The following is a 25,506-nucleotide window of genomic DNA, read 5'->3' as shown; positions in this document are numbered from 1 at the left end:
AAAAGAAAAACGGCGCTTTAGCGCCGTTTCAGTATCGGTCGATTCAGTTATTACCTGATTAATCGCAGGAGACGACCTTAATCGCCAAACCCCCGCGCGACGTCTCGCGATATTTCGAGTTCATGTCCTTGCCGGTTTCATACATGGTCTCTATTACCTTATCCAGCGATACCCTTGGTTCACTGGTGCGGCGAAGCGCCATGCGAGAAGCGTTAATCGCTTTTACTGACGCAATAGCGTTTCGTTCAATACAGGGAACTTGAACTTGGCCCGCGACAGGATCGCACGTTAGTCCGAGGTTATGCTCCATGCCGATCTCTGCTGCATCGCAAACCTGTTGGGGACTGCCTCCCAGTAGCTCGGTGAGACCCGCAGCTGCCATTGAGCAAGCTACGCCAACTTCTCCCTGACAGCCAACTTCCGCACCGGAAATAGAGGCATTCATTTTATACAGCGTGCCAATGGCGCCGGCCGCCATAAAGTAGCGAGTGTAGGCTTCAGGGGTAACCTGCTGAATGAAACGGTCGTAATAGGCCAGTACGGCTGGAACTATTCCACAGGCGCCGTTTGTTGGCGCTGTAACGACGCGACCTCCTGCGGCGTTTTCTTCATTGACGGCCAGAGCGAACATATTGACCCAGTCTACAATGTTCATTGGGTCGTTGGAGAGCTTGTCTGACGAAAGCAGCATTCTACGAAGGGGAGCGGCGCGGCGAGGTACCTGTAGTGGACCGGGCAAAACGCCTTCGGTATTCATTCCGCGCTCAATACAGGCCTGCATTGTTTGCCACACGGCAGCAAAGTAGTCCTGAATCTCCTGCACGCTGTGTATGGCGAGCTCGTTTTGCATAACCAGACCAGAGATAGAGAGACCATAGTTTTTGCAGTGCGTCAGCAGTGCTTCAGCTGAAGTAAAGGGATAAGGGACGCTGATTTCGCTTTTATCTTTTTGACCAAAATGCTCATCATCGACAATAAAGCCGCCGCCGATGGAGTAATAAATTTTGGAATACACCGCACGGCTACCGGCAAAAGCCGTAATTTTCATGCCGTTTTCATGACGGGGAAGGTTTTCACTGTGAAAAACCATACCGCCTTCGCGAGGAAAGTCGACCTCGTGCTGGCCGTTTGCCAGCGATAGGCGCTCTGTTTCATTCACTCGCTGAATAAAATGAGGAATACTGTCAATGTCTACTGTATCTGGGCGGTTTCCCGTCAGTCCCAGAATGATGGCAATATCGGTATGGTGCCCTTTACCGGTCAAAGAGAGCGAGCCGTAAACGTCAACCACGATCCGATTTACGTTGCCTAGCATACCGTTCTGACAGAGGTCGTCGACAAACTCTTTGCCCGCTTTCATTGGGCCAACCGTATGTGAACTGGAAGGGCCAATACCAATTTTGAACATGTCGAAAACGCTAATCACGCGGGATTCCTCAATAAAGCCAGCTTTAACCAGCTATAAAGTTAAATAAAAAGTGGCATGATGCATATCATCAAATTAGGTAATTGACCTAAGTATAAAGATATGGCTGAAATTTAGTTTTACAATATGCGCTAATTATAGTCTTTTTGGTGTGGAATTGGCTATATAAATAGACGATTACTAAAGCAATCGTTTTCTTCTCATTTACATGACGTGCGCTGCTGGAAAATGGACTATTTTAGGCGGGAAACTCAGTCTGAATAGCCAACTGTCGAAGAATCGAGGCAGTAAGCCCCCAAATAAAGTGTTCTTCATAGGGAACTGCGTAAATATTACTTTCTTTACCACGTCGATAGACGCTGAGCGTTCGGTAATTCTGCAGACGTAGAATATGAGTGAGTGGAACTTCAAAGAGCGAATCAACTTCATCACTATTTTGTTTAAACTGTAGCCCACTGGGAAGAAGGCCAATAATCGGCGTAACGCGATAACCGCTAATGCTGTCCTGAGGGGAGAGTTGACCAAGAATGCTGACGTCTTTCGGATTAAGGCCGATCTCTTCATTGGCCTCTCTTAGTGCTGTTGTACTAAGGCTTAGATCGCTAATATCTGCGGCTCCACCGGGGAAAGCGATCTGCCCGGGATGGTGGCGAAGCGAGCTTGAGCGGCGCGTCAGTAAGATAGATGGATTTTCTTTTCGAACAATCGGGATCAATACCGCCGCCTGTCGGGTTTGCCGACCGGAAAGTGGCTCAGGAAGAGCACGCAGTTGAAAGCGCTGTATAAAAAGGTTGAGAATGTCGTTATTCATGGTCTCATTGCCAGAAGGATCGCCGTAAATGCAAAAAGGAGAGTATAATCGTCTTCACGTCAGGTGCGTATTGATTTTATCGGACTTACTGGGCAAACCGGCGCGGTGAGCTTTTAGTGTAATAGTAACAAGAATGTCATAGTAAAAAGGGCGGTTATGTTTTCAGCAGATTTTCCGGCGTTAAGCCATGAAGAGCAGCAAAAGGCAGTTGAGAAAATCCAGCAGCTTATGTCTGAGGGTGTTGGAAGTGGGGAGGCTATTGCTCGGGTTGCTCAGGAAATTAGGGAGAAGCACTCAGGCAAAGGGCGCGCCGCTTTCTGGGATGAGGAATGATGAACGGCTAACGCCTTTACTGATAATTCAATAAAGGGGGCCGAACTTGTCCAGATAGGTTAAATAGAGTCTTGCATCAAATTCTAGCTGATGATACTCAGGTTCCATATGGCAGCATAATTGGTAAAAGTCTTTGTTGTGTGACTTTTCTTTTAAGTGTGCTAATTCATGAACTACGATCATCTTTAATAAGGACTCAGAAGCCTGCTTAAAAATATTTGATATTCTAATCTCAGATTTTGCCTTTAATTTATTTCCCTGAACGCGAGATATCGAAGTGTGCATCCCCAATGCATGTTTAATTACGTGGATTTTATTGTCATAGCAGACTTTGTTCAAAGGCAACGAATTTCTCATATATTCATTTTTTATTAAAGTCGCATACTGATATAACGACTTATCTGTCGTGTAACCATGAGGCTCAGGGTAACGTTTTAACAAGTGGGCGCCCAGTTTTTCTCTTCTTATCAGTGCGTAAACCTGTTGTTGAATCGCTTCGGGATAGCCGTTTAAATATTGTAACTCACTCATGAATTCATATATCGCTTTGCGGAAGTCGGGGCTATTTTACCACGAGAAAAACCGGCGCGCACGGTGAGCTTATTTCTTATCACAAAGCTATTTACTCACCAATGAAGCGATATGAGAGGAGATGAAATGAAGTAATCTTTGCTTAACCGTTTCGAGAAAAAAGTCTGCATAATTTCTGTGCTCTCGATCTAATTTTTAATTGTGTGGTTGAAAACACCTTGCCTAAAATTAATAGATGTGAGGTAATGAAATTGACCCATTAATGAGAGCCACTTTAGGTAATCATATTCGGTTTCACTAGAGCAAATAGTACGAATAGCGATAGTGAGTGCCGAGCGTTTTTTATCCTTACAGTCGGTCTAAATTGGTCGCTTATGCCTTTTTTGGCAGGTTAAATATCAATAGGAATTTCCGTAATGTCTAAGAAAACTGGTCACGTTAAGTGGTTCAACGAAAGCAAAGGTTTTGGATTCATCACCCCGACTGATGGTAGCAAGGATGTGTTTGTTCACTTTTCTGCTATCGCAGCTGAAGGATTCAAAACTCTGGCAGAAGGCCAGCACGTTGAATTCTCTATCCAAGACAGCCCACGTGGCCCGTCTGCCGCAGACGTTGTTGCACTGTAAGAGATCATTCTGCAGCAGCCAAAAACCCGCTTGACGCGGGTTTTTTATTGTCTGTTAATCACCGTTCGAGCCTAAGTGAATAGGCAAGAGCGGCGACATGTTGTTGCTAGATGCTGTTAGGCTAACGATGGCGCTGGACGGGCGATGACTGAGCGTGTTTCGATGCGAACCTCTTCAATGGTAACGCTAATGGTATCTCCCTGCTGATAAAGCGGCTCACCTTTTAGCTGAATGGTGCCATTTTCAGGACTACAGATCAGCTCATCGCGCACAGAATGAATAAAGGGGGCAGGAATAAAGGCAACGGCACCGTTTTCTAACAGTTTTACGCGCATTCCGCCGCGTGAAATATCGATAATCTCTGCCTGATAGCAAACACCGCTTCCCGCTTTATCCTGAAGAAAGCGCGCGTATAGCCAGTCGCTGACATCGCGTTCAGACAGGCGGTTAGCGCGTCGGCGATCGACAAGCGGCTGCATAACGCTGCTATCAGGAGCGCTGGAAGGTTGGCCGTGAATAAGCGCCTTCAGCAAACGATGGTTAATGATATCGCCATATTTTCTGATTGGGGATGTCCAGGTTGCATAGGCATCTAATCCCAGACCAAAGTGAGGTGCGGGCTCTGTGCTCACTTCTGCGTAGGTTTGGTACTTCCTGATTCGACTGTCTAGATAGGAGGTTGGCCGTTCGTCAAGAATGCGCCGTAGACGACAAAAACCGTCCAGCGTTAACAGTTCGTCTTTATCAAAGACAACATTGTTATTTTTTAAAACCTCTACAGCCTGTTCAACCTGTGCGGGATCAAAACCTGCGTGGGTATTGAAAATGCCGTAGCCTAACTTCTGCTTTAGCACTTGGGCTGCACAAATGTTTGCCGTAATCATGGACTCTTCAACAATGCGGTTAGCCATGCGGCGATGCTCAGTGATAATGTCTAAAACGGCACCGTTTTCTCCCAGAATAAAGCGATAGTCGGGGCGGTCTTTAAATACGAGTGCGTGTTGCGTACGCCACGCAATGCGTCGGAGAGCGACCTGATGAAGCAGTTTGATCTGTTCGGCAGAAGCTTCGCTCTGAGGCTGCCAACCACTTTTTTCTTCTAGCCAGTCGGAAACGCGATCGTAATCCAGCTTGTCCTTCGAAGTTACCCAGGCGCTAAAGAACTCAATGTCTTCACCCAGGCTGCCGTCGGCTAAAATGGATACCTGACAGACTAACGCTGGGCGGCGCTCATTGGGGTGAAGAGAACAGAGATTGTCTGACAGATCCCTTGGCAGCATGGGGATGTTAAACCCGGGCAGGTAGTGGGTAAACGCGCGCGTTTGGGCAATTTTGTCTAATTCGCTGCCAACGCTAAGGTAGGCAGTCGGATCGGCAATGGCGATAAACAGCTTGAGTGAATCACCGTCTAAACGCTCGACGAAAAGGGCGTCGTCCATATCCTGAGTAGACTCACCGTCGATAGTAACAAAGTGCAGCTGGCTGATATCGCGCCGAACGATGCCGTTGTCCTGAATCTCTTCAGGTGTCCATTGAGGTGCATCTCGCTCAAGCTGGTGTCGTGATAGTGTCACCCACCATGGCGCATAGTGATCGTCTGCAAAGGTAATAAATTCTGTAATTAGTGCGCTAAACCCGCGTTCGCCGTTAAGGGGATGACCATTCATTTCCGCCACCACCCAGTCACCTTCGTTAAGCGGCGTTTCAATGCTGCTCTTCACTTTGGCGGGAAACGCTTCTTTTAGCATCGGATGATCGGACTGTACAAAAAGACGCTCGCCTTTTTTCTGAACCCGGGCGACAAAACGGCTCAGAAAGGGTTCGATCAGCGATTCCGGCTCAGCTTGCTCTTTACCATTTTGCGTGTGCAGCGTGGCAACAATACGGTCCCCGTGGGTGACTTTTTTCATCTGCGGAGGGGGAATAAAGTAGCTTTTCTGGTTGTCGACCTCTAGAAAGCCAAAGCCTTTCTCCGTAGCCTTAACGGTGCCTTCTACACGAGGCGCAGTAGCGTGGAGTTGCTGTTTAAGCTGGGCAAGCAGCGGGTTATTTTGAAACATATTTTTCGCGATAAGTGAATGGGCATTTAATGATGGCCTTTTTTACACAAAAGGCCGCGTGGGGGCAAGCTAATTGAATAAATTGATGAGTGAGCTACGGTGCAAAATATGCTACAAGTGAAGTGCGTCTCAGCGGAGGCTGAACGTAAAGGCTGCTTTATTAATAATTAACCCGGTTTGCACGTTTCCCCGTTTAGACGGCGGAAGAACAAGCGCAGGCCTTGAGAATGGACCGTAAAAATATGCTGAGCGTAAACGAGTATTTTGCAGGAAAAGTAAAATCCATTGGCTTTGAGAACGGCAGCCTTGGTCGTTCCAGCGTTGGCGTGATGGAAGCAGGGGAATATAACTTCAGCACCGCACAGCCAGAGGAAATGACAGTGATTGCAGGTTCATTGAACGTGATGCTGCCGGGGGCGACTGAATGGGTTGTGTTTGGCGTGGGTGATTCGTTCCTCGTTCCTGGAAAGAGTGAGTTTACCGTTCAGGTTTGTGAGTCGACGGCCTATCTTTGCCGCTATCTGTAAGTCAAAAAAAAGCGGGCTTAAACAAGCCCGCTTTTTCGATGACCGATCGTCAATTATTTCAATTCTAACTCGTTCATCGCGGCAATGTTAAAGCCGCCGTCAACGTGTACCACTTCGCCGCTAATACCGGCAGAAAGGTCAGAGCACAGGAAGGCGGCTGAGTTGCCGACGTCTTCAATGGTCACTGTACGGCGAATTGGCGTAACGGCTTCGCAATGGGACAGCATCTTTTTGAAATCCTTGATGCCGGAAGCAGCAAGTGTGCGGATAGGGCCTGCGGAAATCGCGTTGACGCGAACGCCTTCTGGGCCCATAGCGTTAGCCATATAGCGAACGTTGGCTTCCAGAGAGGCTTTGGCTAGCCCCATAACGTTGTAGTTAGGGATTGCGCGCTCAGCGCCAAGGTAGGACAGCGTCAGCAGTGCCGCGCCAGGGTTCAGCATTTCACGGCAGGCTTTTGCCATAGCGACAAAGCTGTAAGAGCTGATGTCGTGGGCGATTTTAAAACCTTCACGAGTCACGGCGTTGACATAGTCACCGTCAAGCTGGTCGCCCGGTGCATAGCCGATAGAGTGAACAAAACCGTCAAACTTTGGCCAGGATTTTGCTAATTCAGAAAACAGGGCAGTGATGCTGTCGTCTTCTGCAACGTCGCAGGGTAGAACGAGGCTTGCGCCTAGCTCAGCAGCAAACTCTTCCACGCGTGATTTCAGCCTGTCATTCTGATATGTCAAAGCCAGCTCAGCGCCTTCACGTTTCATTGCCTGCGCAATACCAAAGGCGATTGAACGGTTACTGGCAACGCCGGTTACCAGAATACGTTTACCGGTTAGAAAACCCATAGCTATGATCCTTGTAGTCAATATAGACCGACGGAGTGTGTCCGATACGATCTCTGTTAATAAAACGATGCGATTCTATCACGCCTGTTGCAAAAATTGCGCGCCTTTGTCACGCCTCGCCGTGCAGTCGCTTACCCACAGCGTTTGCTTGGCGTGTTCAGCGAGGGTAAAAGACCGCACAAACGGTTAAAGATGAGTGACGTCTTTACGCCAGTGGTCAGCAGTCAGTGCTTCAGTAAAGTGGCTGTTGATCATTCTTCGAGTAATGTCGTGCAGCGGAGAGGCGATAACCTCCGCTGTATTGCCGCGTTCAACCACTTCACCGTGCTGCATAACCATTAGCTGATCGCTAACGTGTTTCACCATGCCAAGATGCTGGCTGACGTAGATGTAGGATATACCGTGTTTTTCCTGAAGTTCCATCATTAAGTTGATTAACTGTGAACGCAGTGACATATCCAGCGACGCCAGAGCCTCATCGGCAACGATGATTTTAGGCTGAAGGATCAGGGCTCGAGCCAAAGCAACTCGCTGCTTTTGCCCTGAGGCCAGCATTTGCGGATAGTAATAGGCATGTTCAGGCAGGAGACCAACCTGACGCAGCGTCAGGTTAATACGTCTTTCCCGCTCGGAGGCTTCCAGCTCAGTGTTCAAACGTAGGGGGATGTCCAACAGCTGCCCAATCCGCTGACGTGGATTAAATGAGGTATTGGGATCCTGAAAAATCATGCGAATGTGCTGACTGCGATAGCGATAATCGCCGAACTCCAGCTTGTGGTCGCCAATCATGATGTCGCCAGACGTGGGCTTTATCATGCCAGAAATCATTTTCGCCAGCGTTGACTTACCTGAGCCGTTTTCACCAATGATGGCCAGTGTTTGCCTTTCTTTCAGCGTAAAGCTGATGGGTTTTACCGCCTCCAGTTCGTGAGGACGAAAAAGCCCGGTTCGGTAGCGGAACGTTTTGGACAGGTTGCGAACTTCAAGCAGCGTATCCATCAGGACGGTTCCTCATAGTTAAGGGGGAAGTGGCAGGCAAACTTGTGACCTTTGACGTCGCGAAGGCGCGGCGTTTCAATGCACTTTTTCTGCGCATAGGGGCAGCGTGGGCCAAGGCGGCAGCCAATAGGAAGATGCTCCAGCGACGGGATTACGCCGGGAAGCGTATTCAGTCGGCTTTTATGAGGCAAAGCGCGCTCAAAGTCCGGCATGGCGCGGATCAGCGCCTGAGTATAGGGGTGGTGAGGCGCCGTCAGCAGCTCTTCACAGGGGGCGCTTTCTACCGTTTGACCACAGTACATTACGTTAATGCGAGTTGCCCACTTGCTCATCATCTGTAAGTCGTGGCTGATAAGCAAAATAGTGGTATTGCTGTTTTGGTTCATGGCTGCCAGCAGGCGGAAAATCTGCGCCTGCGTAGTGGACTCCATCGCGTTGGTCGGCTCATCGGCAATCAGGAGTCGGGGCTGATTGGCTAGCGCAATGGCGATCATGACTTTCTGGCATTCGCCTTCGGTAATTTCATAAGGATAGCTGTTCATGATGTCCTTATGGTCTTTGATACCCACACGATGAAGCAGCTCAATGGCACGGTGTTTTCGCCAGTTAAAGCGCTGCCACCATTTTCCTCGGTAGGTCCAGCCGGGAATGGCTTGAATGATTTGTCTGCCGACTTTTTCCATTGGATCGAGACAGGACTGCGGCTCTTGGAAGATCATTGATACGTTGTGACCTACAAGCTTTCTACGCTGGCGAGGGGATAGCTTCAACAGATCAATGTCGTTAAGGCGAAAACGATCGGCGGTAATGTGCCAGCTGTCTTTGCTAAGGCCGCAAATGGCCTTGGCGATAAGGCTTTTCCCCGATCCAGACTCGCCTACGAGGCCGCGAATTTCTCCTTCAGTCAGAGTTAGACTGACGCGGTCAACGGCCTTTACCGGGCCTTCCGGTGTCACAATCTCAATGGTTAGGTTGCGGATATCGAGAAGCGGCATTATTCATCACCCGTTGTGATTGCGCGGTAGATCCCTTCACCGAGCAGGTTAACCAGCAACACGCTTGTCATAATCGCAACGCCGGGAAGCATAACGCACCAAGGAGCGACGTAAACCAACTCAAGTGAATCACCCAGCATCGTTCCCCATTCAGTTGATGGCAGTTGAGCGCCAAGGCCTAGGAATCCCAGCGCGGCAATGTCCATGATGGCCATGGAGAGCGCGCGGGTAAATTCAGTCACTAAAACTGGCGCAATGTTCGGCAGCATGCCGTTCCATAAGATATAGCCCGTTGATGCACCATCCAGACGGGAGGCGATGACGTACTCTTTTTCCAGTTCGTCGTGCACGGCACGGTAGATGGTATGAACAATGCGCGGCAGCAGCGCCAGCCAAACGGCAAACATGGCGTGTTCCAGCCGTGGGCCAAAAAATGCCACCACTACAATGGCGATCAGCAGTGAAGGGATCGCCAGCAGAATATCAAAAATGTGATTGAGGAATGCCGAGCGAATTCCGCGGCTCACACCAGCTAGAACGCCCATGAATGTACCAACTAGCGCTGCTGCAAGCGTGACCAGAATCGCCGAGCCCACCGTTGGAGCCGCACCGTTTAGTAGGCGGCTAAGTACGTCTCGACCCAAATCGTCAGTACCCAAGAAGAAAGATACATCACCGTGGCGAGACCAAGACGGCGGCAATAGCTGATAGCCGAGAAACTGCTGATCGAGCTGATAGGGTGATAGGGTATTGCCAAACAGGCACAGGGCAACTGATAGCAGCATGCCGTACAGGCCAAGGGTTGCCAGAAGGTCGCGATGAATATGGTGCCAAACGTAGCTCAGTGCGCTGGGCATCTTTTTTTCGCGGTATACGTTATCGGAAAGCATACCACTCCTTATTTTTCAAAGGGTTTGTCATGGCGCTAAAAACGTCTGCCAGCAGGTTAACGACAATGGCCAAAGTTCCCATAATAATGATGCCTGCAGAGATGACAGCGAAGTCCTGCTGTCGGATTGCAATAATCAGCCATCGTCCCAGCCCCGGCCAGCTAAAGACGGATTCTGTAACGATCGCCAGAGCAAGCATGGTGGAAAACTGAAGGCTCAGTTTGGGTAAGATAATTGGCAGGGCGTTGTGAAGCACATGGCGACGAATAATCGTAACGCGCGAAAGCCCACGCGTTGCGGCGGCCTTAATGTAGTTTTGACCAATAATCTGCAGTACGCTTTGCCGCATGAGTCGAATAACCTCTGTCGTCGGCGCTACCGAGAGCGTGATCACTGGAAGAATCAGATGGGTTAGCACGCTGACGATCGTTTGTTCTCGGTAGGGTGAATCGGATATCCAGGCGTCAATTAAGGCTACGCCAGTCACTGGCGGTATTTGATAGAGAAGATCGTAACGCCCGGATGCGGGCAGTAGCCCAAGGTTCAAAGAAAACAGTAGTGTAAGCAGTAAAGCCAGCCAAAACGTCGGAATGGAAAACCCAAACAGAGAGATTGTGGTGATGATGTTGTCCGGCCACTTGTGTTTAAACACTGTCGCCGTAATGCCCAATGGGATACCTAAGCCTAACGAAATGGCAAAGGCCAGTACGCACAGTTCAAGGGTGGCAGGGAAAACAAACTTTAGCTGTTCACCAATTGACTGACCGTTAATGGCGGAAACGCCAAAGTCGCCTCGTAAAAGGGCGCTCACATAGTGAATAAAGGCAGTAAATACTCCTTCACTAGCCAGAGGAGCATGCGGGGTATAGTAAGAAACGCTAAACCCAACGACCACCAGAATCATCAGTGTGATCAGCGACAGCAGCAGTCGACGAAGCAGATAAATAATCATTTCTGCTCCTTATGCGTGGGTTCACGGTACACGCCAGCAAAAGAGACGTTGCCCAAAGGGCTGAGAACTAGACCCTTGAGATCGTAACGATAGGCCTGAATGCGCAGAGATGAGGCTAACGGTAGAACCGGCATTTCTTCTGCTAGCGTTTTCTGTGCCTGACGATAAATGGCCATGCGCGCGGAGAGATCTTGTTCCATAACGCCCTGACTGAGCAGTCTGTCGAATTCAGGGTGGCACCAGCGAGCATAGTTTGTCTGTGAATCGATACCGGCACAGCTGAGCAGCGGCCGGAAAAAGCTGTCTGGGTCATTACTGTCGGTTGCCCAACCTGCTAGTGTCAGATCGTGGTTTTCATCGCTCAGGAGATTTTCCTGAAACCGCCCCTCGACAGGCACAATCGTCACTTTAATATTAATACGCGCCAGATCCGCCTGCAGTAGCTCCGCGGTTTTCAGCGGGCTGGGGTTATAGGCCTGAGAAGCGGTAGAAACCCAGAGATGAAGCCGCAAGTCGTCTACGCCAGCCTCTTTTAACAGCTGTTTGGCCTTTTCGATGTTGTACTCGGTAATTTCCGATTCGCTGTCATAGGCCCAGGAAGTGCGCGGCAGAATGGATGACGCGGTTTCTGCCGTGCCGTAATAAATAGACTGCATCAATCGGGGATTATTAATAGATAGCGCAATAGCGTGGCGCACGCGCTTGTCATTCAGCGGTGGTTTACTGGTGTTGAAGGCTAAATAGGCTACGTTCATGCCAGTACGCAAAGAGATTCTCAGGCGCGGATCGTCACGCAAAATAGACAGCTGACTGGCTGCCGGATAGGCCAGAACGTCGCACTGACCGGTCAACAATTTAGACAGGCGCCCGGTTCCGCCTGCGCCCAAGTCAATCACCACCTGTGGCATCAGGGGAAGGCCCCGCCAATAGTTTTGGTTGCGCTGTAGACGTACAAACTGGCCGGGATGATATTCGTTTAAGAGAAACGGCCCAGTGCCGACAGGCAGCCGGTCAATGCGCTCCTGCTTGCCAATTTTCAGCAGGTTACGGGAATACTCCTCAGAGAGAACAGGAGCATAGTGGGTTGCTAAATGCCATAAAAAGGAAGCGTCGGGCTGGTTAAGCCGGATTTCAACCGTATAGGGATCGATCTTTCGGATTTCGCTGACCGTATTTGAAAACTGCATACTGTCAAAATAGGGGTAGCGACCGCCGTTAACGGCATGGTAAGGCGATTCTGGGTTAAAGATCCGATTAAAGCTGAAAACCACGTCATCGGCATTCATTTTCCGAGTCGGCGTAAACCAGGGGGTGGTTTGAAAAGCGACGTCTTTGCGAAGATGAAAACGGTAAACTGAGCCGTTATTTAGCGTTTCCCAACGATCGGCCAGTTCAGGGGTTAAGCGATAGGTGTAGGGATCGACATCGAGCAGCCGGTCATAGAGCTGCGCGGCAATAGTATCCACCAAGACGCCGCCGTTGGCGATCTGCGGGTTAAAGCTGTCGATAACGCCGTTGACGCAGTAAACGAAGCCGCTTTGACGAATATCGACCGTCGGCGCCTTTTCCTGTGGAGATATGTCATTTGGCGCAGCCTGAACGAACAGTGCTGTGCTGGCACAAATCAGTGCCCCTAATTTTAACCCACGCATATCTTAGAAGATCTTGGTTTATGGAAGTTAGTGGATAATTATACAAGAGTATAGCCGCCATCCCAATCCTTAACAGGAAGGCACACGCTTTCTGGCTGACTTTTAATCCAACGGCTCTTCTTTAGAAAGCTCTCGCTTACGTAAAATGCCGCGAAGCTGATCATAGCTGAGAGACAACAGTCGGGCGGCCTGCCGCTGGTTGTACTGGGTTTTAACTAGCGCCTGATCCACCAGCGCCTGCTCTTGCTGCGATAGCCACTGCTTTAAGTCAACGGGCAGGTCAGGGAGCATCGATTCAGCCGAAGAGTGCTCTAAAGTCGGCTGAGATTCCAGCGGAATGACTGACTGATTAAAAGGATCGATAATAATAGTGTCCAAAGGTTCGTCAGTTGCGCCATGGCGATAAACGGAACGCTCAACGACGTTTTTCAGTTCGCGCACGTTTCCCGGCCATCGGTAGTTCATCAGAATGTCTACTGCCTGAGGCGTAAAGCCGGGAAAGAAGGGGCGTTCAAGCTCACGGCACATCTGAATGGCGAAGTGCTCGGCTAGCAGCATGATGTCAGGACGGCGCTCTCGCAACGGAGGCAGGTTGACGACATCAAACGCCAGTCTGTCCAGCAGGTCAGCGCGGAATTTACCCTGCCGCGCCAGCTCTGGAAGGTTTTCATTGGTTGCGCAGACTAAGCGCACATCGACTTGCAGCGGCTGGGTGCCGCCAACACGCTCTAACTGACCGTATTCGATCACGCGCAGCAGCTTTTCCTGCACCAGCATCGGCGCGTTTGCCAGTTCGTCGAGAAACAGGGTTCCGCCATCGGCGCGTTCAAATCGTCCAAGATGTCGCTTTTGTGCGCCAGTAAAGGCGCCAGCTTCGTGGCCGAACAGTTCTGAATCCAGCAGGGTATCGCTCAGCGCGGCGCAGTTTAGGGAAATAAAAGGACCTTGCCACCGTTTAGACAGGTAGTGCAGGCGATGGGCAATAAGCTCCTTACCGGTACCGCGCTCTCCGATGATAAGAACGGGCTTAGTGAGCGGAGCGACCTGTGAGGCCTGCTCCAACACTTCAATAAAGCTGTTGGATTGGCCGATAAGGTTATCAATACCGTTTTCCATGGTTAAATTCGCCATTAGTTGGTTTTTTTCATCAAACCATTTTTTATGCCTCAATAGCAAGTGAAAATATATTTAATTAAAAATCAATGTATTATGAAGAAATGAAAACTTGGCACGCTTCTTGATATAGCCATAGGGAAGGCATAGTGCCAATACTGAAATTAATGACCGTAAACAGAGAGGAACACAATCATGGGTATTTTTTCTCGCTTTGCAGACATCGTAAACGCCAACATCAGCAGCCTGTTGGAGAAAGCGGAAGATCCAGAAAAAATGGTTCGCCTGATGATTCAGGAAATGGAAGACACGCTAGTAGAAATTCGCTCAACCTCCGCCAGAGCGCTGGCTGAGAAGAAGCAGCTGACTCGCCGCATTGAGCAGGCTACTGCGCAAATGGCTGAGTGGCAGGAAAAAGCGGAACTGGCTCTGCGTAAGGATAAAGAAGATCTGGCGCGCGCTGCCCTGATTGAAAAGCAAAAAGTGGCCGATCTGGTTGCCGTACTGGAGTCAGAGCTGACGCTGGTTAATGAAACGCTGGAGCGTATGCGCAGTGATATTACTGAGCTTGAAGCTAAACTCAGTGAAACCCGCGCTCGTCAGCAGGCGATGACTCTGCGCCATCAGGCAGCTGCATCATCTCGCGACGTTCGCCGTCAGTTAGACAGCGGTAAAGTCGACGCCGCTATGGCTCGCTTTGAGCAGTTTGAGCGCCGTATCGACCATATGGAAGCAGAAGCGCAGAGCGTAGGCTTTGGCAAAGAGAAGAGCCTGAACCAGCAGTTTACTGAACTGAAGGTTAATGAGGCGATTGACAATGAACTGGCTGCTCTGAAAGCCAAAATGAACAAAGATAACCAAGCCTGATAGTCGGGTGATTGGGTCGCTTATCTTAATGAGGATAAGCGACCACTGTTTCAACTAAACGTAAGGATTTTCAATGAGCTGGCTAATGGGTTTACTTGCCGTACCGTTGACGCTGTTTATTCTGTTTATTGTCCCGATCTGGCTTTGGCTGCACTATCGCAATAAGCAGAGTAACGGCGGACAGCTTAACTCGCAGGATATGCAACGCCTCATGGCGCTGAGTGAACAGGCGCAGCGCATGAAAGAACGCATTGCGGCGTTGGAATCCATTTTAGACGAAGACCATCCAAACTGGAGGCAGCGTTAATGAACAATAAGCTATATCGTATTCCTGAAGAGGGCATGATTAGCGGCGTTTGCGCGGGGATTGCCCGCTATCTGGGCATTCCGGTTGTCGTTGTCCGCATTTTAGCGGTACTAGCGCTGTTTTTTGGCTTCTTCTTCATTACTGTCGTAGTGTACTTTACGATGGTGTTCTTTTTAGACAGCGCGCCGGTAGCTGAGGCTTCGCTGCACAGTCGTATTCCAGTCAGGCAGCGTATCCATCAGGCTACCTTAGAATTGGAGGCCAGCGAGCGCCGTCTGCGTGAGCTTGAGCGCTATATGACCTCTGAGACGTTTCAAGTCGAAAGCCGTTTCCGTCGCCTGTAGCTTTCCGGCGGCGCTTCATTACTCTGTGCCGGTTAGCTCACTGTGCGACACCGGCACGGTTCTTTTCAGGAAGATAAATAATGACGCATACTTTTAAACGTCAGGCGGTCGTTCAGGCGCTGGCGGGGATCCTGTTCTTTTTGGGGAAATCCTATGGGCCCGCGTTCGTGTTATCATTCTTATTGAAACGAAAAATGTGGCGGCCAGCGAGAGCCGCGCTGGTTCTGTTCGGCGAGCCTTTGCTGAGAAAAGGCATGTCGCTGGCAGCTCGCCGTATGAAGAAGGCGTCTAATGAAACGACTGAAGAATGAAATTCAATCGCTGGTTAACCGGGGGCTGGATCGCCACCTAAGGCTAGCGGTTACAGGGCTTAGCCGAAGTGGCAAAACGGCGTTTATTACCGCGTTTGTCAATCAACTTCTTAATGTTAACAACGGTGCCAGGCTGCCGCTGTTTTCTGCTGTACGCGAAGAGCGGCTTCTCGGCGTTAAGCGTATTCCTCAAAGAGACTTCGGTATTTCTCGCTTTGCCTACGATGAAGGGCTGGCGTCCCTTTACGGTACACCCCCGACCTGGCCTGTACCTACTCGAGGCGTAAGTGAAATTCGTCTGGCGCTGCGCTTTCGCTCCAATGACTCCCTGATGCGCCATTTCACTACTCATTCGACGCTCTATTTAGAGATTGTTGACTATCCGGGGGAATGGCTGTTAGACCTACCGATGCTTGAGCAAAGCTATCTGGACTGGAGCCGACAAATGAACGACGTTCGCCAAGGGGAGAGAGCCGAATGGGCAGAACCCTGGCTGGCGCTGTGTCGCAAATGCGATCCGCTGGGTCCTGTCGATGAGAACCTGCTGGCGGAAATTTCTGAGGCCTACGCGGTCTATTTGCAAAAGTGCAAACAGGAAGGGCTGCACTTTATTCAGCCGGGACGATTTGTTTTGCCCGGAGAACTGGCGGGCGCACCGGTGTTGCAATTTTTTCCCTGGCCTGAAATTGACGAGAGAAATGAGCCTCGGCTGGCACAGGCCGATAAGCATACCAATTTTGGCATGCTGAAAGCGCGTTATGAGTACTACTGCCAGCACGTTGTGAAGGGGTTCTATAAAGATCACTTTCTGAACTTCGACCGTCAGATCGTGCTGGTGGACTGCCTGCAGCCGCTAAACAGCGGGCCACAGGCCTTTAACGACATGCGCCTGGCGATGTCGCAACTGATGCAGAGTTTTCACTACGGGCAGCGTTCGCTGTTTCGTCGGCTGTTCTCTCCCTGCATTGACCGACTGATGTTTGCCGCCAGCAAGGCGGATCACATCACGCCGGATCAGCACGCTAATCTGGTTTCTCTGCTTCAGCAGTTGGTTCAGGAAGCTTGGCAAAACGCGGCTTTTGAAGGCATTTCTATGGACTGCGTGGGGCTGGCTTCGGTACAGGCAACTGACAGCGGTATGATTGAGCATCAGGGAAGCCAAATTCCCGCTTTGAAAGGGTATCGATTAGACGACGGACAGCTTCTGACCGTTTATCCGGGAGAGGTTCCAGCTCGGCTGCCGGATCCCTCTTTCTGGCAAACGCAAGGCTTCCATTTTGATGCGTTCCGACCTAAACCAATGAGCGTTGATACGCCACTGCCACACATTCGTTTGGATGCGGTCATGGAGTTCCTGTTAGGAGACAAACTAAGATGAACCAACCCATAAAGGGGCGAATCGAATTCGACAGGCCTTTGGTTGACGAAAAAGAGCCCGAACTGCGCCATCATCAACAGTTTGATGACGAACTGGCGGAGCGCTTTTATCCCACTTCCCCCGAGATTGAAGCTGAAGATATAGAAGGTGAAGCGGAAGGGCTCGTTGCGAATGCTCTCCGACCCAAGAAGAGCCTGTGGCGCAGGCTGGTGACTCTGGGGCTTGGGCTGTTTGGGATTAGTGCCGTAGCTCAGGGGATTTATCGCATTTCCGACGCTATTGCCCAGCAGGAATGGATTACGTTGGGTGCTTACGGTGCAGGCGCGATTATTGTCATTGCGGGCGTGGGCTCTGTGGCCACTGAGTGGCGACGGCTCTATCGCTTAAGGGAGCGGGCACAGGAACGGGATACGGCGCGGGAGCTGCTGCAAAGTCACGGACTTGGCAAAGGTCGGGCGTTTTGTGAAACCTTAGCCAAACAGGCGGGGCTGGATAACAATCATCCGGCTCTGCGTCGCTGGCAGGCTTCCCTGCATGAAACGCAAAACGATCGGGAAGTGATAACGCTCTACGCTGGGCTAGTACAGCCGGTACTGGATCAGCAGGCGCGTCGGGAGATCAGCAGCTCAGCGGCGGAATCGGCGCTGATGATTGCCGTTAGTCCGCTGGCGCTAGTGGATATGGCGTTTATCGCCTGGCGCAATATTCGCCTGATTAACCGTATTGCCAATATCTACGGCATTGAGCTTGGCTACTTTAGCCGTATTCGCCTGTTTAAGCTGGTTTTGTTGAATATTGCCTTTGCGGGCGCCAGTGAGCTTATCCGTGAAGTAGGTATGGACTGGCTATCTCAGGACATTACGGCACGACTGTCTACCCGAGCCGCTCAGGGCATCGGGGCGGGGCTGTTGACCGCGCGCCTCGGCATTAAAGCTATGGAGCTGTGCCGACCACTGCCCTGGTTGGATGGGGATAAGCCCCGTTTGGGGGATTTTCGAACTCAGCTTATCGGCCAGCTTAAAAGCAAGCTGTCGAAAGTAGGGGGAACGGAAAAATAGCAAAAAGGCCGCAAGCGCGGCCTTTTTCTTGTTGGTTTCAGACTATCCTCAGGCGCTCAATGCTTGATTCAGATCCTCAATGATGTCTTCAATTGCCTCAATACCGATAGAAAGGCGGATCATTTCCGGCTTCACACCAGCCTGGCGCTGTTCCTCTTCAGACATCTGACGGTGAGTTGTTGAAGCCGGATGACAGGCCAGCGATTTGGCGTCACCAATATTCACTAGGCGCTTGAATATTTTCAGCGCATCGTAAAAGCGTACTCCAGCCTCGTATCCGCCTTTCAGCCCAAAGGAGAGGATTGCTGACGGCGTACCGTTCATATACTTTTGCGCTAGCGCATAGTGAGGGTGATCCGGCAGACCTGCGTAGCTGACCCAGGCAACTTTGTCGTGATCGCGAAGGTATTCGGCGACGCGGCGCGCGTTTTCAACGTGACGTTCCATTCGTAGCGACAGCGTTTCTAGTCCTTGTAACAGCAGGAAAGCGTTCATCGGGGAGAGAGCGGCACCGCAGTTGCGCAGAGGTACAGTGCGAGCTCGGGCAATAAAGGCTGCAGGGCCAAAAGATTCGCAGTAAACCACACCGTGATAGGCGGCCTCTGGCGTGCTAAACATAGGGAAACGGTCCTTATGCTCTGTCCATGGGAATTTTCCGGAATCGATAATCACGCCGCCGAGGGAGTTACCGTGCCCGCCAACGTATTTAGTAATTGAATGAACGACGATATCAGCACCGAATTGAATGGGCTTACAGAGCACTGGAGAGGCGACTGTGTTGTCGACAATCAGCGGTACACCGTGCTCATGAGCAACGTTAGCGAGACCTTCAATATCGACAATATTACCCGCCGGGTTGCCGATACTCTCACAGTAAACGGCCTTGGTATTTTCATCGATCAGTTCAGCAATAGCCTGCGGTGAGTCGTCGCGAGCAAATTTCACTTTAACGCCGAAACCCGGCAGCATGTGAGCAAAAAGGGTATAAGTGCCACCGTAAAGCTGTGGTGTACTGACAATGTTGTCCCCCGCAGAAGCCAGCGTCTGAATAGCGTAAGTAATTGCCGCACTGCCGGCGGAAACCACCAGCCCGGCGATACCGCCTTCAAGGGCCGCTAGGCGCTTTTCCAGAATGTCGTTAGTGGGGTTCATTATGCGGGTATAGATATTGCCCGGAACCGCCAGATTAAATAGGTCAGCGCCGTGCTGAGCGTTATCAAACTCGTAAGCCACGGTTTGATAAACCGGAACGGCGACAGACTTGGTGACAGGATCGCATTGGAATCCGTGATGTAGGGCAAGCGTTGCGTCTTTCATGCTGTGTCTCAATGAGTTATTTATTATGGAAACGTTAATTAATCACTGTTTTCATCGAAAGGGAACTAAAAATTCGTTTTACTCTGGCCGTGAAATCAATAAGCGAGAAGAGCTGTAATTTTGTCCAGCGAGCTGTAGGATGTTAGGTCTGTCAACTTTTTGTGACACTTATCTTCATTTGGCCGCCTTCTGCGAGTATGATAGCGCTTCATCCGATTACAGCGTCCACAGTAGAAGGCTTTTATCATGCGTCTTGAAGTCCTTTGTGAAGACAGACTGGGATTAACCCGTGAGCTTCTCGATCTGCTGGTTGAACGTCATCTCGATCTTCGCGGCATTGAGCTTGATCTCAGCGGTAAGATTTATCTGAATTTTTCCTCCATTGATTTTGACGTTTTTAGCGCACTGATGGTCAGCATTCGGCGTATTAAGGGCGTTATCGACGTGCGCACCGTCTCCTATATGCCTTCTGAACAGCGGTTAAGAGCCCTGAAGGCGCTGTTTGACTCGCTGCCGGAGCCCGTGATGTCCCTCGATTTAAAAGGGCGCATTGATTTAATCAATCCGGCCGCTCTGGCGCTGTTTGGTCAAAGTGAAGAGAAAGTCGTGGCACAGCCCGCTTCAACGCTGGTTAACGGCTATCCTTTCCTGCGCTATTTAGAAGAAGAGTGTATTTCTCCGCACTCTGAACGAGTGATTATTCGCGGTCAGGACTACCTGATGGACATCATGCCGCTTTATCAAAGCGATGAGGATGAGCCAGAGAAAACGCCTACCGGTGCCGTTGTGGTATTAAAGTCTGCGGTTAAGATTGGTCGACAGCTGCAAAACAAGAATGTGGTGGATAATCAGGCATTCAGTCATATGGTGTCTGTCAGCAGTAAAATGAAAACGCTGGTTGAGCAGGCTAATCGCTTAGCGGTATTGGATGCGCCGCTGTTAATTATCGGCGATACCGGAACCGGAAAAGACGTCTTGGCGCAGGCGTGTCACATACGCAGTGGGCGGCGCGATAAACCTTTCTTGGCCTTGAGCTGTGCTTCACTGCCTGATGATGTCGTTGAAAGTGAGCTGTACGGTCATGCAGGAAGCGCTCAGCAGGAGGCGAAAAAGGGCTTTTTTGAACAGGCGAGTGGTGGAACGGTTCTGCTGGACAACATCAGCGAAATGTCACCAAAGATGCAGAGCAAGCTGCTGCGATTTCTTAACGACGGTACTTTCCGTCGGGTTGGTGAAGATAAAGAGGTTCACGTTGATGTTCGCGTTATCTGCGCAACGCAAAAGAGCCTGTTTAATCTGGTGAGTCAGGGCGTCTTTCGTGAAGATCTTTATTATCGTTTAAACGTTCTGACGCTTACGCTACCGCCGTTGCGGGAGCGAGTACCCGATATTATGCCGCTGACAGAGCAGTTTGTGACGCTGTTTGCCGATCAGTTAGGGATCTCTCGGCCTCGCCTGTCATCGGATTTGACGCCACTGTTAACTCAGTACGGCTGGCCAGGCAACGTCAGGCAGCTAAAGAACGTTCTCTACCGTGCGGTAACGCAGATGGAAGGGAATGAGCTACAGGCTAAGGATGTCGTTTTGCCGGAAGTGACAGCAGAAATGATGCTCAATAACGACATCATGGACGGTTCATTGGATGAAATATGTAAACGCTTTGAGAGCGCTGTATTGACTCAGCTTTATGGCAGTTACCCGAGTACGCGTAAGCTGGCGAAGCGACTGGGAGTATCGCACACGGCGATAGCCAACAAGCTGAGAGAGTATGGATTAAGCCAACCGGCCAAGTCGGCAGAAGGCGAATAGCTCAGGGCGAAACAGTCTGAGCGGTAGGGTAAAAACGAAGAGAGGATGCTATGAGCTTCCTCTCTTTCTTTTTCTTTAATTTTGAACAACGACTATTTTAACGCAGCCAGTGCGGCGTCGTAGTCTGGCTCTGTAGCGATTTCTTTTACCAGTTCACTGTGCAGGACGCGATCGTTCTCATCAAGCACAATTACCGCGCGAGCGGTTAAGCTTTTCAGTGGACCATCAAGCACTTCAACGCCGTAGTCTTGCTTAAAGTCAGCGCTGCGAAAAGCGGATAGGGTGACAACGTTGTTAAGCCCTTCAGCGCCGCAAAAGCGGGTTTGTGCAAAAGGCAGATCGGCAGAAATGCACAGTACAACAGTATTGTTCGCTTCGGCAGCCAGCTTGTTGAAGGTTCTTACTGACGTGGCGCAAACGCCAGTATCAATGCTTGGAAAGACGTTCAGGATTTTGCGTTTGCCGCGATAGGTATCGAGACTGACGTCGGAAAGATCGTTTGCTGTTAGGGTAAATGGCTTGGCCTGTTCGCCGGTTTTTGGCAGTTGGCCTGCTACGGTGACCGGGTTGCCTTTCATGGTGACTGTCTGAGTCATGGTTTTCTCCAGAATGTTTTACTTTTAATTAACATTTCCTTATCTTAATCCATTGGCGAGCCTTTGAACACAATATTATCGTTATCATTGAGATAGATTTTTATCACGATAAATTGATGATTTATTTTTCTTTAAAAATCAGGTCACTAATAGATAATAACCGCATTTTTTTATCGTTTGCGCCGCACTGGAACTAGGTAGCGGCCTTATTTTGCTACATAATAGTAAATTGCGGCGGTTATTCATTCAGCCCAATATTGGGAACCTGCCAGTGACCGATCAATAAGCAGAAGGTTAGGAACTAAGCATGAACCGTGTTTTTGCAGTATGTAAAGCCATTGCGGCGTTAGTGTTTATCGGGCAGGCAACGCTTGCTCAGGCGATGGAGTATCCTCTACCGCCGTCCAATAGTCGTATTATCGGCGAAAATCGAGTGCTTATCGTCCCGAACGATGGCCGCTCTCTAGAGCGCATTGCCGCTGACTACCAGATCGGCCTCATTGCCATGCTGGAAGCAAATCCTGATGTTGATCCCTTACTACCGAAGCCGGGTTCAGAGCTGATTATTCCTTTACAGATGATCCTGCCGGATACTCCCCGTGAAGGGATTGTGATTAACCTGTCCGAGCTGCGCCTTTACTATTACCCGAAAGGTACCAATACCGTGATTGTTTACCCAATTGGCATTGGCCAATTGGGGCGCGAAACGCCGGTTATGGTAACTGCCATCACAGAGAAAAGGGCTAACCCAACCTGGACGCCAACGGCAAATATTCGTAAACACTATGCTGCTCAGGGTATTACTCTGCCGGGCGTTGTGCCGGCAGGGCCGGATAACCCGATGGGGCTGTTTGCCCTCCGTTTGGCTGCTGCAGGAGGTACGTATCTGATCCACGGTACCAATGCTGACTTTGGTATTGGTATGAGGGTCAGCTCCGGCTGTATCCGACTGCGACCTAATGATATTGAAGCGCTGTTTAATACTGTTCCCAGCGGAACTCGCGTTCAAATCATCAATGAACCGGTTAAAGTGACTGTTGAGCCCAACGGTAAAAGATATATTGAAGTGCACCAACCTTTGTCCAGATCGGAACAGGACGATCCGCAGACCATGCCTATCGTTTTGCACTCTGCTGCCGCTGAATTTATGAATGAAGCCGGGACGGATTCAGAGAAAATGCGCGCTGAGATTACTCGCCGTTCAGGGCTTCCTCTGAGAGTGAATCGTTAATCTTTCACTCAGCAATAGAAAATAAAAAACGCGGTCGCTTATGGTGGCCGCGTTTTTTTATATTTACTGCCTAGAACGCGATTAAATGCGTTTTTACATTAAGTCGTCACGCTAAGCGTTCATTACAAATAAACGCGGCAAAGCTCCATTTAGCGCCAGCTCGGGCATTTCTATTTGGGTGGCTCATCCTGCCTATATTTTTTAATAAAAGAAGGCGTTGTCTATACAGCGTTTTAATTTCTTGTTGGTAAAAATAAAGAATGGAAAGAGAGGAAATAAGGGTTTATTGGAGTATTGGTAAGATCGCTATGAAGGTAAAAAAAATGGCGCACCTAAGTGCGCCATTTTCCTTACAGAGAAGCTATTACTTCTTGTAACCGCGAGTCATGTTGTCTAAACGCTGGTTAGCACGAGCTGCTTCATCTTTAGCAACTTGTACATCAGAACGTAAAGCAGCAACATCGCTGATCAGTTGAGTCAGCTTGCTGTTAGTTGCGGTATCAGTGCTTTTTGCACAGCCAGCTAACAGAGTAGCACCTAAAATTACTGCACCCAGTACCACTTTAGTACGGTTCATATTTACACCCTCAATTTGAGTTAACTTTTTGCATGTAGCCCCATAAGTATTACACAAACCTTTTTAGAATGAGAATAAATTTTTAACTTATGGCAAAGTATTTAGCTCGATTGGTCAAAGAATGAGCAAAATATTTTATACTATGGGGAAAGTGCTTACCTAATGTTAACAAAAGCATAGGGAAGGCTGATGATGACAACAGGTAGAGGCTACACCATTGGTACAAATGAAGATTTATGAGTGTGCAAAATGAAAGAGGCACCGTAAAAGCGGTGCCTCTTTGTAAGATAAATCAGTCTGAAACGTTAAATTGTATGGACTGAGGCGGTGTTGGTTGTGCCACTTGGTACCAGTGCGCCAGAAACCATCACAATCACGTCGCCTTTCTTCGCTAAACCGCTGGCCAGAGCCGCTTCTTTACCAATGCGATAGAAATCATCAGTAGAAGTGATTTGGCTAACGATTTGCGTCGTAGTGCCTTTGCTGAGTAGCAGCTGACGAGCCGTTGTTTCGTTTGTTGTCAGAGCCAGAATTGGCGCAGTCGGGAAGTATTTACGCACGGCTTTAGCTGATTTACCGCCTTCAGTTGCCACAACGATGACTGTCGCGTCTAGCTTTTCAGCCGTTTCAACAGCACCGCGGCAAACGGCTTCAGTAATGCGCAGCTTGCCAGTGGTGGTAAGCGCGTCTACGCGGCAAGGCATTACGCGATCGGTACGATCGCAGATGGTTGCCATAATGGTAACGGCTTCCAGCGGATACTTACCCTTGGCGCTTTCCCCTGACAGCATAACGGCATCGGTGCCGTCCAGAATGGCGTTTGCAACGTCACCGGCTTCCGCGCGGGTAGGGCGCGGATTCTTGATCATGGAATCCAGCATCTGGGTTGCAGTGATAACGACTTTGCGCGCCTTGACGCATTTTTCGATCATCATCTTCTGCGCGAAGATAACTTCTTCAACCGGAATTTCTACACCGAGGTCACCGCGAGCAACCATGATGCCGTCAGACGCTTCCAGAATTTCATCAAAGTTGTTCAGGCCTTCCTGATTCTCAATCTTTGAGATGATCTGAATGTGTTCACCGCCGTGCGCCTTAAGGTGGGCACGGATGTCCAGTACGTCAGAGCGCTTACGGATAAAAGAGGCGGCAACGAAATCAACGTTTTGTTCACAGCCGAAAACCAGATCTTTTTTGTCTTTTTCAGACAGGGCAGGAAGCTGGATAGAAACGTTCGGCAGGTTAACGCCTTTGTTTTCGCCCAGGTCGCCGTTGTTCAGCACTTTACAAACAACTTCGCCTTTTTTGATTTCGATAACTTCCATACCGATCAGGCCGTCGTCCACCAGAACAGTATTTCCGACCTTCAGGTCTTCGGCAAAGCCGCTGTAGGTGACCGCGACGCGATCTTTGTTACCAATAACGCTGAGGTCAGTGGTAAAAGTAAAGGTTTGGCCCGCCACCAGAGAAACGTCGTTGCCGCCTTCCAGCTTAACGGTACGAATTTCAGGACCTTTCGTGTCCAGTAGGATGGCTGCCTTCATGCCGGTTTTTTCCTGAACGGCACGGAGATTTTTGATGCGCTGACCGTGCTCTTCATAATCACCATGAGAGAAGTTTAAGCGCATGACGTTCATTCCCGCCTTCAGGAGCTTACCCAGCACTTCTTCTGATTCAGTTTTCGGGCCAATGGTACAGACAATTTTAGTTTTCTTCATAATGACGCTTTCTACCGATAGGTTGTGAGAGAAGATGGTGAAGGCCGACACTTTCGGCTGGAAATACCTTAAGTATTGCGAAACATCCCCCGTTTTGCCAGAAATCCGCATTCTGCTGCGGCTTCCAGAGAAGCAGGAACCGATTCTAGATGTTTTGCTGAAACCTTTCACCTGACGGATTTGCCTATTATAGAGGGGAATGATGCAGGAAGAAAATGGATAAATGTCGAAATTAT

At 49.8% G+C, this 25,506-nt stretch carries 26 protein-coding genes; 11 read left to right on the top strand and 15 right to left on the bottom strand.

From position 1 onward, the window contains the following. Positions 1-58 precede the first annotated feature (58 nt). Both DQM29_RS09160 and DQM29_RS09155 read right to left on the bottom strand, forming a co-directional pair. Positions 59-1,426 carry an L-serine ammonia-lyase gene (locus DQM29_RS09160; protein WP_111740403.1) on the bottom strand — a complete coding sequence of 456 codons (1,368 nt, stop codon included), beginning with the start codon at positions 1,424-1,426 and terminating at the stop codon, positions 59-61. A gap of 238 nt (positions 1,427-1,664) precedes the next feature. After that, positions 1,665-2,237 (bottom strand): CoA pyrophosphatase, encoded by a 573-nt coding sequence (locus DQM29_RS09155; RefSeq protein ID WP_111740402.1) that lies wholly within the window; start codon positions 2,235-2,237, stop codon positions 1,665-1,667. A 156-nt stretch (positions 2,238-2,393) separates the two neighbouring features. On the opposite strand from DQM29_RS09155, the gene DQM29_RS09150 reads away from it, so the two are divergent. Next, on the top strand, positions 2,394-2,570 hold the full coding sequence (locus DQM29_RS09150) for a YoaH family protein (RefSeq protein WP_111740401.1): 177 nt from the start codon (positions 2,394-2,396) through the stop codon (positions 2,568-2,570). Between the two features lie 27 nt (positions 2,571-2,597). Here DQM29_RS09150 and DQM29_RS09145 read toward each other — a convergent pair whose 3' ends face one another. Further along, entirely contained in the window at positions 2,598-3,101 is a 504-nt protein-coding gene (locus DQM29_RS09145) for a YgjP-like metallopeptidase domain-containing protein (RefSeq protein WP_111740400.1), read from the bottom strand. Between the two features lie 416 nt (positions 3,102-3,517). On the opposite strand from DQM29_RS09145, the gene cspE reads away from it, so the two are divergent. After that, positions 3,518-3,727 (top strand): transcription antiterminator/RNA stability regulator CspE, encoded by a 210-nt coding sequence (gene cspE / locus DQM29_RS09140; protein WP_111740399.1) that lies wholly within the window; start codon positions 3,518-3,520, stop codon positions 3,725-3,727. Positions 3,728-3,843: 116 nt separating this feature from the next. On the opposite strand, the gene DQM29_RS09135 is transcribed toward cspE, so the two are convergent. Continuing rightward, complete coding sequence (locus DQM29_RS09135) at positions 3,844-5,787, bottom strand: exoribonuclease II (RefSeq protein ID WP_111740398.1); 1,944 nt, start codon at positions 5,785-5,787, stop codon at positions 3,844-3,846. Between the two features lie 242 nt (positions 5,788-6,029). Here DQM29_RS09135 and ppnP point away from each other — a divergent pair, with 242 nt between their 5' ends. Beyond that, complete coding sequence (gene ppnP / locus DQM29_RS09130; protein WP_111742052.1) at positions 6,030-6,314, top strand: pyrimidine/purine nucleoside phosphorylase; 285 nt, start codon at positions 6,030-6,032, stop codon at positions 6,312-6,314. A 53-nt stretch (positions 6,315-6,367) separates the two neighbouring features. On the opposite strand, the gene fabI is transcribed toward ppnP, so the two are convergent. The 7 genes from fabI to pspF all read right to left on the bottom strand — a co-directional run bounded on the left by fabI (position 6,368) and on the right by pspF (position 13,760). After that, positions 6,368-7,156, bottom strand: coding sequence for an enoyl-ACP reductase FabI (fabI, locus tag DQM29_RS09125; RefSeq protein ID WP_111740397.1), 789 nt, complete (start codon positions 7,154-7,156; stop codon positions 6,368-6,370). A 186-nt stretch (positions 7,157-7,342) separates the two neighbouring features. After that, positions 7,343-8,158, bottom strand: coding sequence for a putrescine export ABC transporter ATP-binding protein SapF (sapF, locus tag DQM29_RS09120; RefSeq protein WP_111740396.1), 816 nt, complete (start codon positions 8,156-8,158; stop codon positions 7,343-7,345). Further along, positions 8,155-9,150: a putrescine export ABC transporter ATP-binding protein SapD gene (sapD, locus tag DQM29_RS09115; RefSeq protein WP_111740395.1), complete on the bottom strand. Its 996-nt coding sequence runs from the start codon at positions 9,148-9,150 to the stop codon at positions 8,155-8,157. Before sapD ends, sapF begins: the two co-directional genes overlap by 4 nt. After that, on the bottom strand, positions 9,150-10,040 hold the full coding sequence (sapC, locus tag DQM29_RS09110; protein WP_111740394.1) for a putrescine export ABC transporter permease SapC: 891 nt from the start codon (positions 10,038-10,040) through the stop codon (positions 9,150-9,152). The genes sapD and sapC overlap by 1 nt, the downstream gene beginning before the upstream one ends. Next, on the bottom strand, positions 10,027-10,992 hold the full coding sequence (sapB, locus tag DQM29_RS09105; RefSeq protein ID WP_111740393.1) for a putrescine export ABC transporter permease SapB: 966 nt from the start codon (positions 10,990-10,992) through the stop codon (positions 10,027-10,029). The genes sapC and sapB overlap by 14 nt, the downstream gene beginning before the upstream one ends. Continuing rightward, positions 10,989-12,644, bottom strand: coding sequence for an ABC transporter substrate-binding protein SapA (gene sapA / locus DQM29_RS09100; protein WP_111740392.1), 1,656 nt, complete (start codon positions 12,642-12,644; stop codon positions 10,989-10,991). Before sapA ends, sapB begins: the two co-directional genes overlap by 4 nt. 102 nt (positions 12,645-12,746) lie before the next feature. Then, positions 12,747-13,760, bottom strand: a complete 1,014-nt coding sequence (gene pspF, locus DQM29_RS09095; protein WP_111740391.1) for a phage shock protein operon transcriptional activator — start codon at positions 13,758-13,760, stop codon at positions 12,747-12,749. Between the two features lie 192 nt (positions 13,761-13,952). Between pspF and pspA the strand changes: the two genes are divergently transcribed. The 6 genes from pspA (at position 13,953) to DQM29_RS09065 (ending at position 18,022) form a co-directional block, all read left to right on the top strand. Next, complete coding sequence (gene pspA, locus DQM29_RS09090; RefSeq protein WP_111740390.1) at positions 13,953-14,624, top strand: phage shock protein PspA; 672 nt, start codon at positions 13,953-13,955, stop codon at positions 14,622-14,624. Between the two features lie 73 nt (positions 14,625-14,697). Next, on the top strand, positions 14,698-14,931 hold the full coding sequence (pspB, locus tag DQM29_RS09085) for an envelope stress response membrane protein PspB (protein WP_111740389.1): 234 nt from the start codon (positions 14,698-14,700) through the stop codon (positions 14,929-14,931). After that, complete coding sequence (gene pspC, locus DQM29_RS09080) at positions 14,931-15,275, top strand: envelope stress response membrane protein PspC (protein ID WP_111740388.1); 345 nt, start codon at positions 14,931-14,933, stop codon at positions 15,273-15,275. Before pspB ends, pspC begins: the two co-directional genes overlap by 1 nt. Positions 15,276-15,355: 80 nt before the next feature. Continuing rightward, positions 15,356-15,586, top strand: coding sequence for a phage shock protein D (locus DQM29_RS09075; RefSeq protein WP_111740387.1), 231 nt, complete (start codon positions 15,356-15,358; stop codon positions 15,584-15,586). Next, entirely contained in the window at positions 15,567-16,964 is a 1,398-nt protein-coding gene (locus DQM29_RS09070; protein WP_111740386.1) for a YcjX family GTP-binding protein, read from the top strand. The genes DQM29_RS09075 and DQM29_RS09070 overlap by 20 nt, the downstream gene beginning before the upstream one ends. Further along, positions 16,961-18,022, top strand: a complete 1,062-nt coding sequence (locus tag DQM29_RS09065) for a YcjF family protein (RefSeq protein WP_111740385.1) — start codon at positions 16,961-16,963, stop codon at positions 18,020-18,022. Before DQM29_RS09070 ends, DQM29_RS09065 begins: the two co-directional genes overlap by 4 nt. Before the next feature lie 48 nt (positions 18,023-18,070). Here the strand turns inward: DQM29_RS09065 and DQM29_RS09060 are convergent, their stop codons facing one another. Next, entirely contained in the window at positions 18,071-19,339 is a 1,269-nt protein-coding gene (locus tag DQM29_RS09060; RefSeq protein ID WP_111740384.1) for an O-acetylhomoserine aminocarboxypropyltransferase/cysteine synthase family protein, read from the bottom strand. Positions 19,340-19,585: 246 nt separating this feature from the next. Between DQM29_RS09060 and tyrR the strand changes: the two genes are divergently transcribed. Continuing rightward, positions 19,586-21,148, top strand: a complete 1,563-nt coding sequence (gene tyrR / locus DQM29_RS09055; RefSeq protein WP_111740383.1) for a transcriptional regulator TyrR — start codon at positions 19,586-19,588, stop codon at positions 21,146-21,148. 92 nt (positions 21,149-21,240) lie between these two features. Here the strand turns inward: tyrR and tpx are convergent, their stop codons facing one another. Beyond that, the gene (gene tpx, locus DQM29_RS09050) at positions 21,241-21,744 is read right to left on the bottom strand and encodes a thiol peroxidase (protein WP_111740382.1); all 504 of its coding nucleotides are present in this window, start codon (positions 21,742-21,744) and stop codon (positions 21,241-21,243) included. Between the two features lie 307 nt (positions 21,745-22,051). Between tpx and DQM29_RS09045 the strand changes: the two genes are divergently transcribed. Continuing rightward, positions 22,052-22,975, top strand: coding sequence for a L,D-transpeptidase family protein (locus DQM29_RS09045; RefSeq protein WP_111740381.1), 924 nt, complete (start codon positions 22,052-22,054; stop codon positions 22,973-22,975). 364 nt (positions 22,976-23,339) lie between these two features. On the opposite strand, the gene DQM29_RS09040 is transcribed toward DQM29_RS09045, so the two are convergent. After that, positions 23,340-23,552, bottom strand: coding sequence for an LPP leucine zipper domain-containing protein (locus tag DQM29_RS09040; RefSeq protein WP_036023098.1), 213 nt, complete (start codon positions 23,550-23,552; stop codon positions 23,340-23,342). Positions 23,553-23,857: 305 nt separating this feature from the next. Then, positions 23,858-25,270, bottom strand: coding sequence for a pyruvate kinase PykF (gene pykF / locus DQM29_RS09035; RefSeq protein WP_111740380.1), 1,413 nt, complete (start codon positions 25,268-25,270; stop codon positions 23,858-23,860). Positions 25,271-25,506: the final 236 nt, after the last annotated feature.

Source organism: Leminorella richardii (genome assembly GCF_900478135.1).
GTDB lineage: Bacteria > Pseudomonadota > Gammaproteobacteria > Enterobacterales > Enterobacteriaceae > Leminorella > Leminorella richardii.
The sequence above is the reverse complement of the archived record's forward strand: the minus strand, read 5'-3'. Positions and strand labels throughout refer to the sequence as shown.

Bases quoted from the DNA above. Each gene is read 5' to 3' on its own strand.
- DQM29_RS09155 (WP_111740402.1), bottom strand. From the start codon at position 2,237: ATGAATAACGACATTCTCAACCTTTTTATACAGCGCTTTCAACTGCGT.
- DQM29_RS09150 (WP_111740401.1), top strand. From the start codon at position 2,394: ATGTTTTCAGCAGATTTTCCGGCGTTAAGCCATGAAGAGCAGCAAAAG.
- DQM29_RS09145 (WP_111740400.1), bottom strand. From the start codon at position 3,101: ATGAGTGAGTTACAATATTTAAACGGCTATCCCGAAGCGATTCAACAA.
- cspE (WP_111740399.1), top strand. From the start codon at position 3,518: ATGTCTAAGAAAACTGGTCACGTTAAGTGGTTCAACGAAAGCAAAGGT.
- DQM29_RS09135 (WP_111740398.1), bottom strand. From the start codon at position 5,787: ATGTTTCAAAATAACCCGCTGCTTGCCCAGCTTAAACAGCAACTCCAC.
- ppnP (WP_111742052.1), top strand. From the start codon at position 6,030: ATGCTGAGCGTAAACGAGTATTTTGCAGGAAAAGTAAAATCCATTGGC.
- fabI (WP_111740397.1), bottom strand. From the start codon at position 7,156: ATGGGTTTTCTAACCGGTAAACGTATTCTGGTAACCGGCGTTGCCAGT.
- sapD (WP_111740395.1), bottom strand. From the start codon at position 9,150: ATGCCGCTTCTCGATATCCGCAACCTAACCATTGAGATTGTGACACCG.
- sapC (WP_111740394.1), bottom strand. From the start codon at position 10,040: ATGCTTTCCGATAACGTATACCGCGAAAAAAAGATGCCCAGCGCACTG.
- sapB (WP_111740393.1), bottom strand. From the start codon at position 10,992: ATGATTATTTATCTGCTTCGTCGACTGCTGCTGTCGCTGATCACACTG.
- sapA (WP_111740392.1), bottom strand. From the start codon at position 12,644: ATGCGTGGGTTAAAATTAGGGGCACTGATTTGTGCCAGCACAGCACTG.
- pspF (WP_111740391.1), bottom strand. From the start codon at position 13,760: ATGGAAAACGGTATTGATAACCTTATCGGCCAATCCAACAGCTTTATT.
- pspA (WP_111740390.1), top strand. From the start codon at position 13,953: ATGGGTATTTTTTCTCGCTTTGCAGACATCGTAAACGCCAACATCAGC.
- pspB (WP_111740389.1), top strand. From the start codon at position 14,698: ATGAGCTGGCTAATGGGTTTACTTGCCGTACCGTTGACGCTGTTTATT.
- pspC (WP_111740388.1), top strand. From the start codon at position 14,931: ATGAACAATAAGCTATATCGTATTCCTGAAGAGGGCATGATTAGCGGC.
- DQM29_RS09075 (WP_111740387.1), top strand. From the start codon at position 15,356: ATGACGCATACTTTTAAACGTCAGGCGGTCGTTCAGGCGCTGGCGGGG.
- DQM29_RS09070 (WP_111740386.1), top strand. From the start codon at position 15,567: ATGAAACGACTGAAGAATGAAATTCAATCGCTGGTTAACCGGGGGCTG.
- DQM29_RS09065 (WP_111740385.1), top strand. From the start codon at position 16,961: ATGAACCAACCCATAAAGGGGCGAATCGAATTCGACAGGCCTTTGGTT.
- DQM29_RS09060 (WP_111740384.1), bottom strand. From the start codon at position 19,339: ATGAAAGACGCAACGCTTGCCCTACATCACGGATTCCAATGCGATCCT.
- tyrR (WP_111740383.1), top strand. From the start codon at position 19,586: ATGCGTCTTGAAGTCCTTTGTGAAGACAGACTGGGATTAACCCGTGAG.
- tpx (WP_111740382.1), bottom strand. From the start codon at position 21,744: ATGACTCAGACAGTCACCATGAAAGGCAACCCGGTCACCGTAGCAGGC.
- DQM29_RS09045 (WP_111740381.1), top strand. From the start codon at position 22,052: ATGAACCGTGTTTTTGCAGTATGTAAAGCCATTGCGGCGTTAGTGTTT.
- DQM29_RS09040 (WP_036023098.1), bottom strand. From the start codon at position 23,552: ATGAACCGTACTAAAGTGGTACTGGGTGCAGTAATTTTAGGTGCTACT.
- pykF (WP_111740380.1), bottom strand. From the start codon at position 25,270: ATGAAGAAAACTAAAATTGTCTGTACCATTGGCCCGAAAACTGAATCA.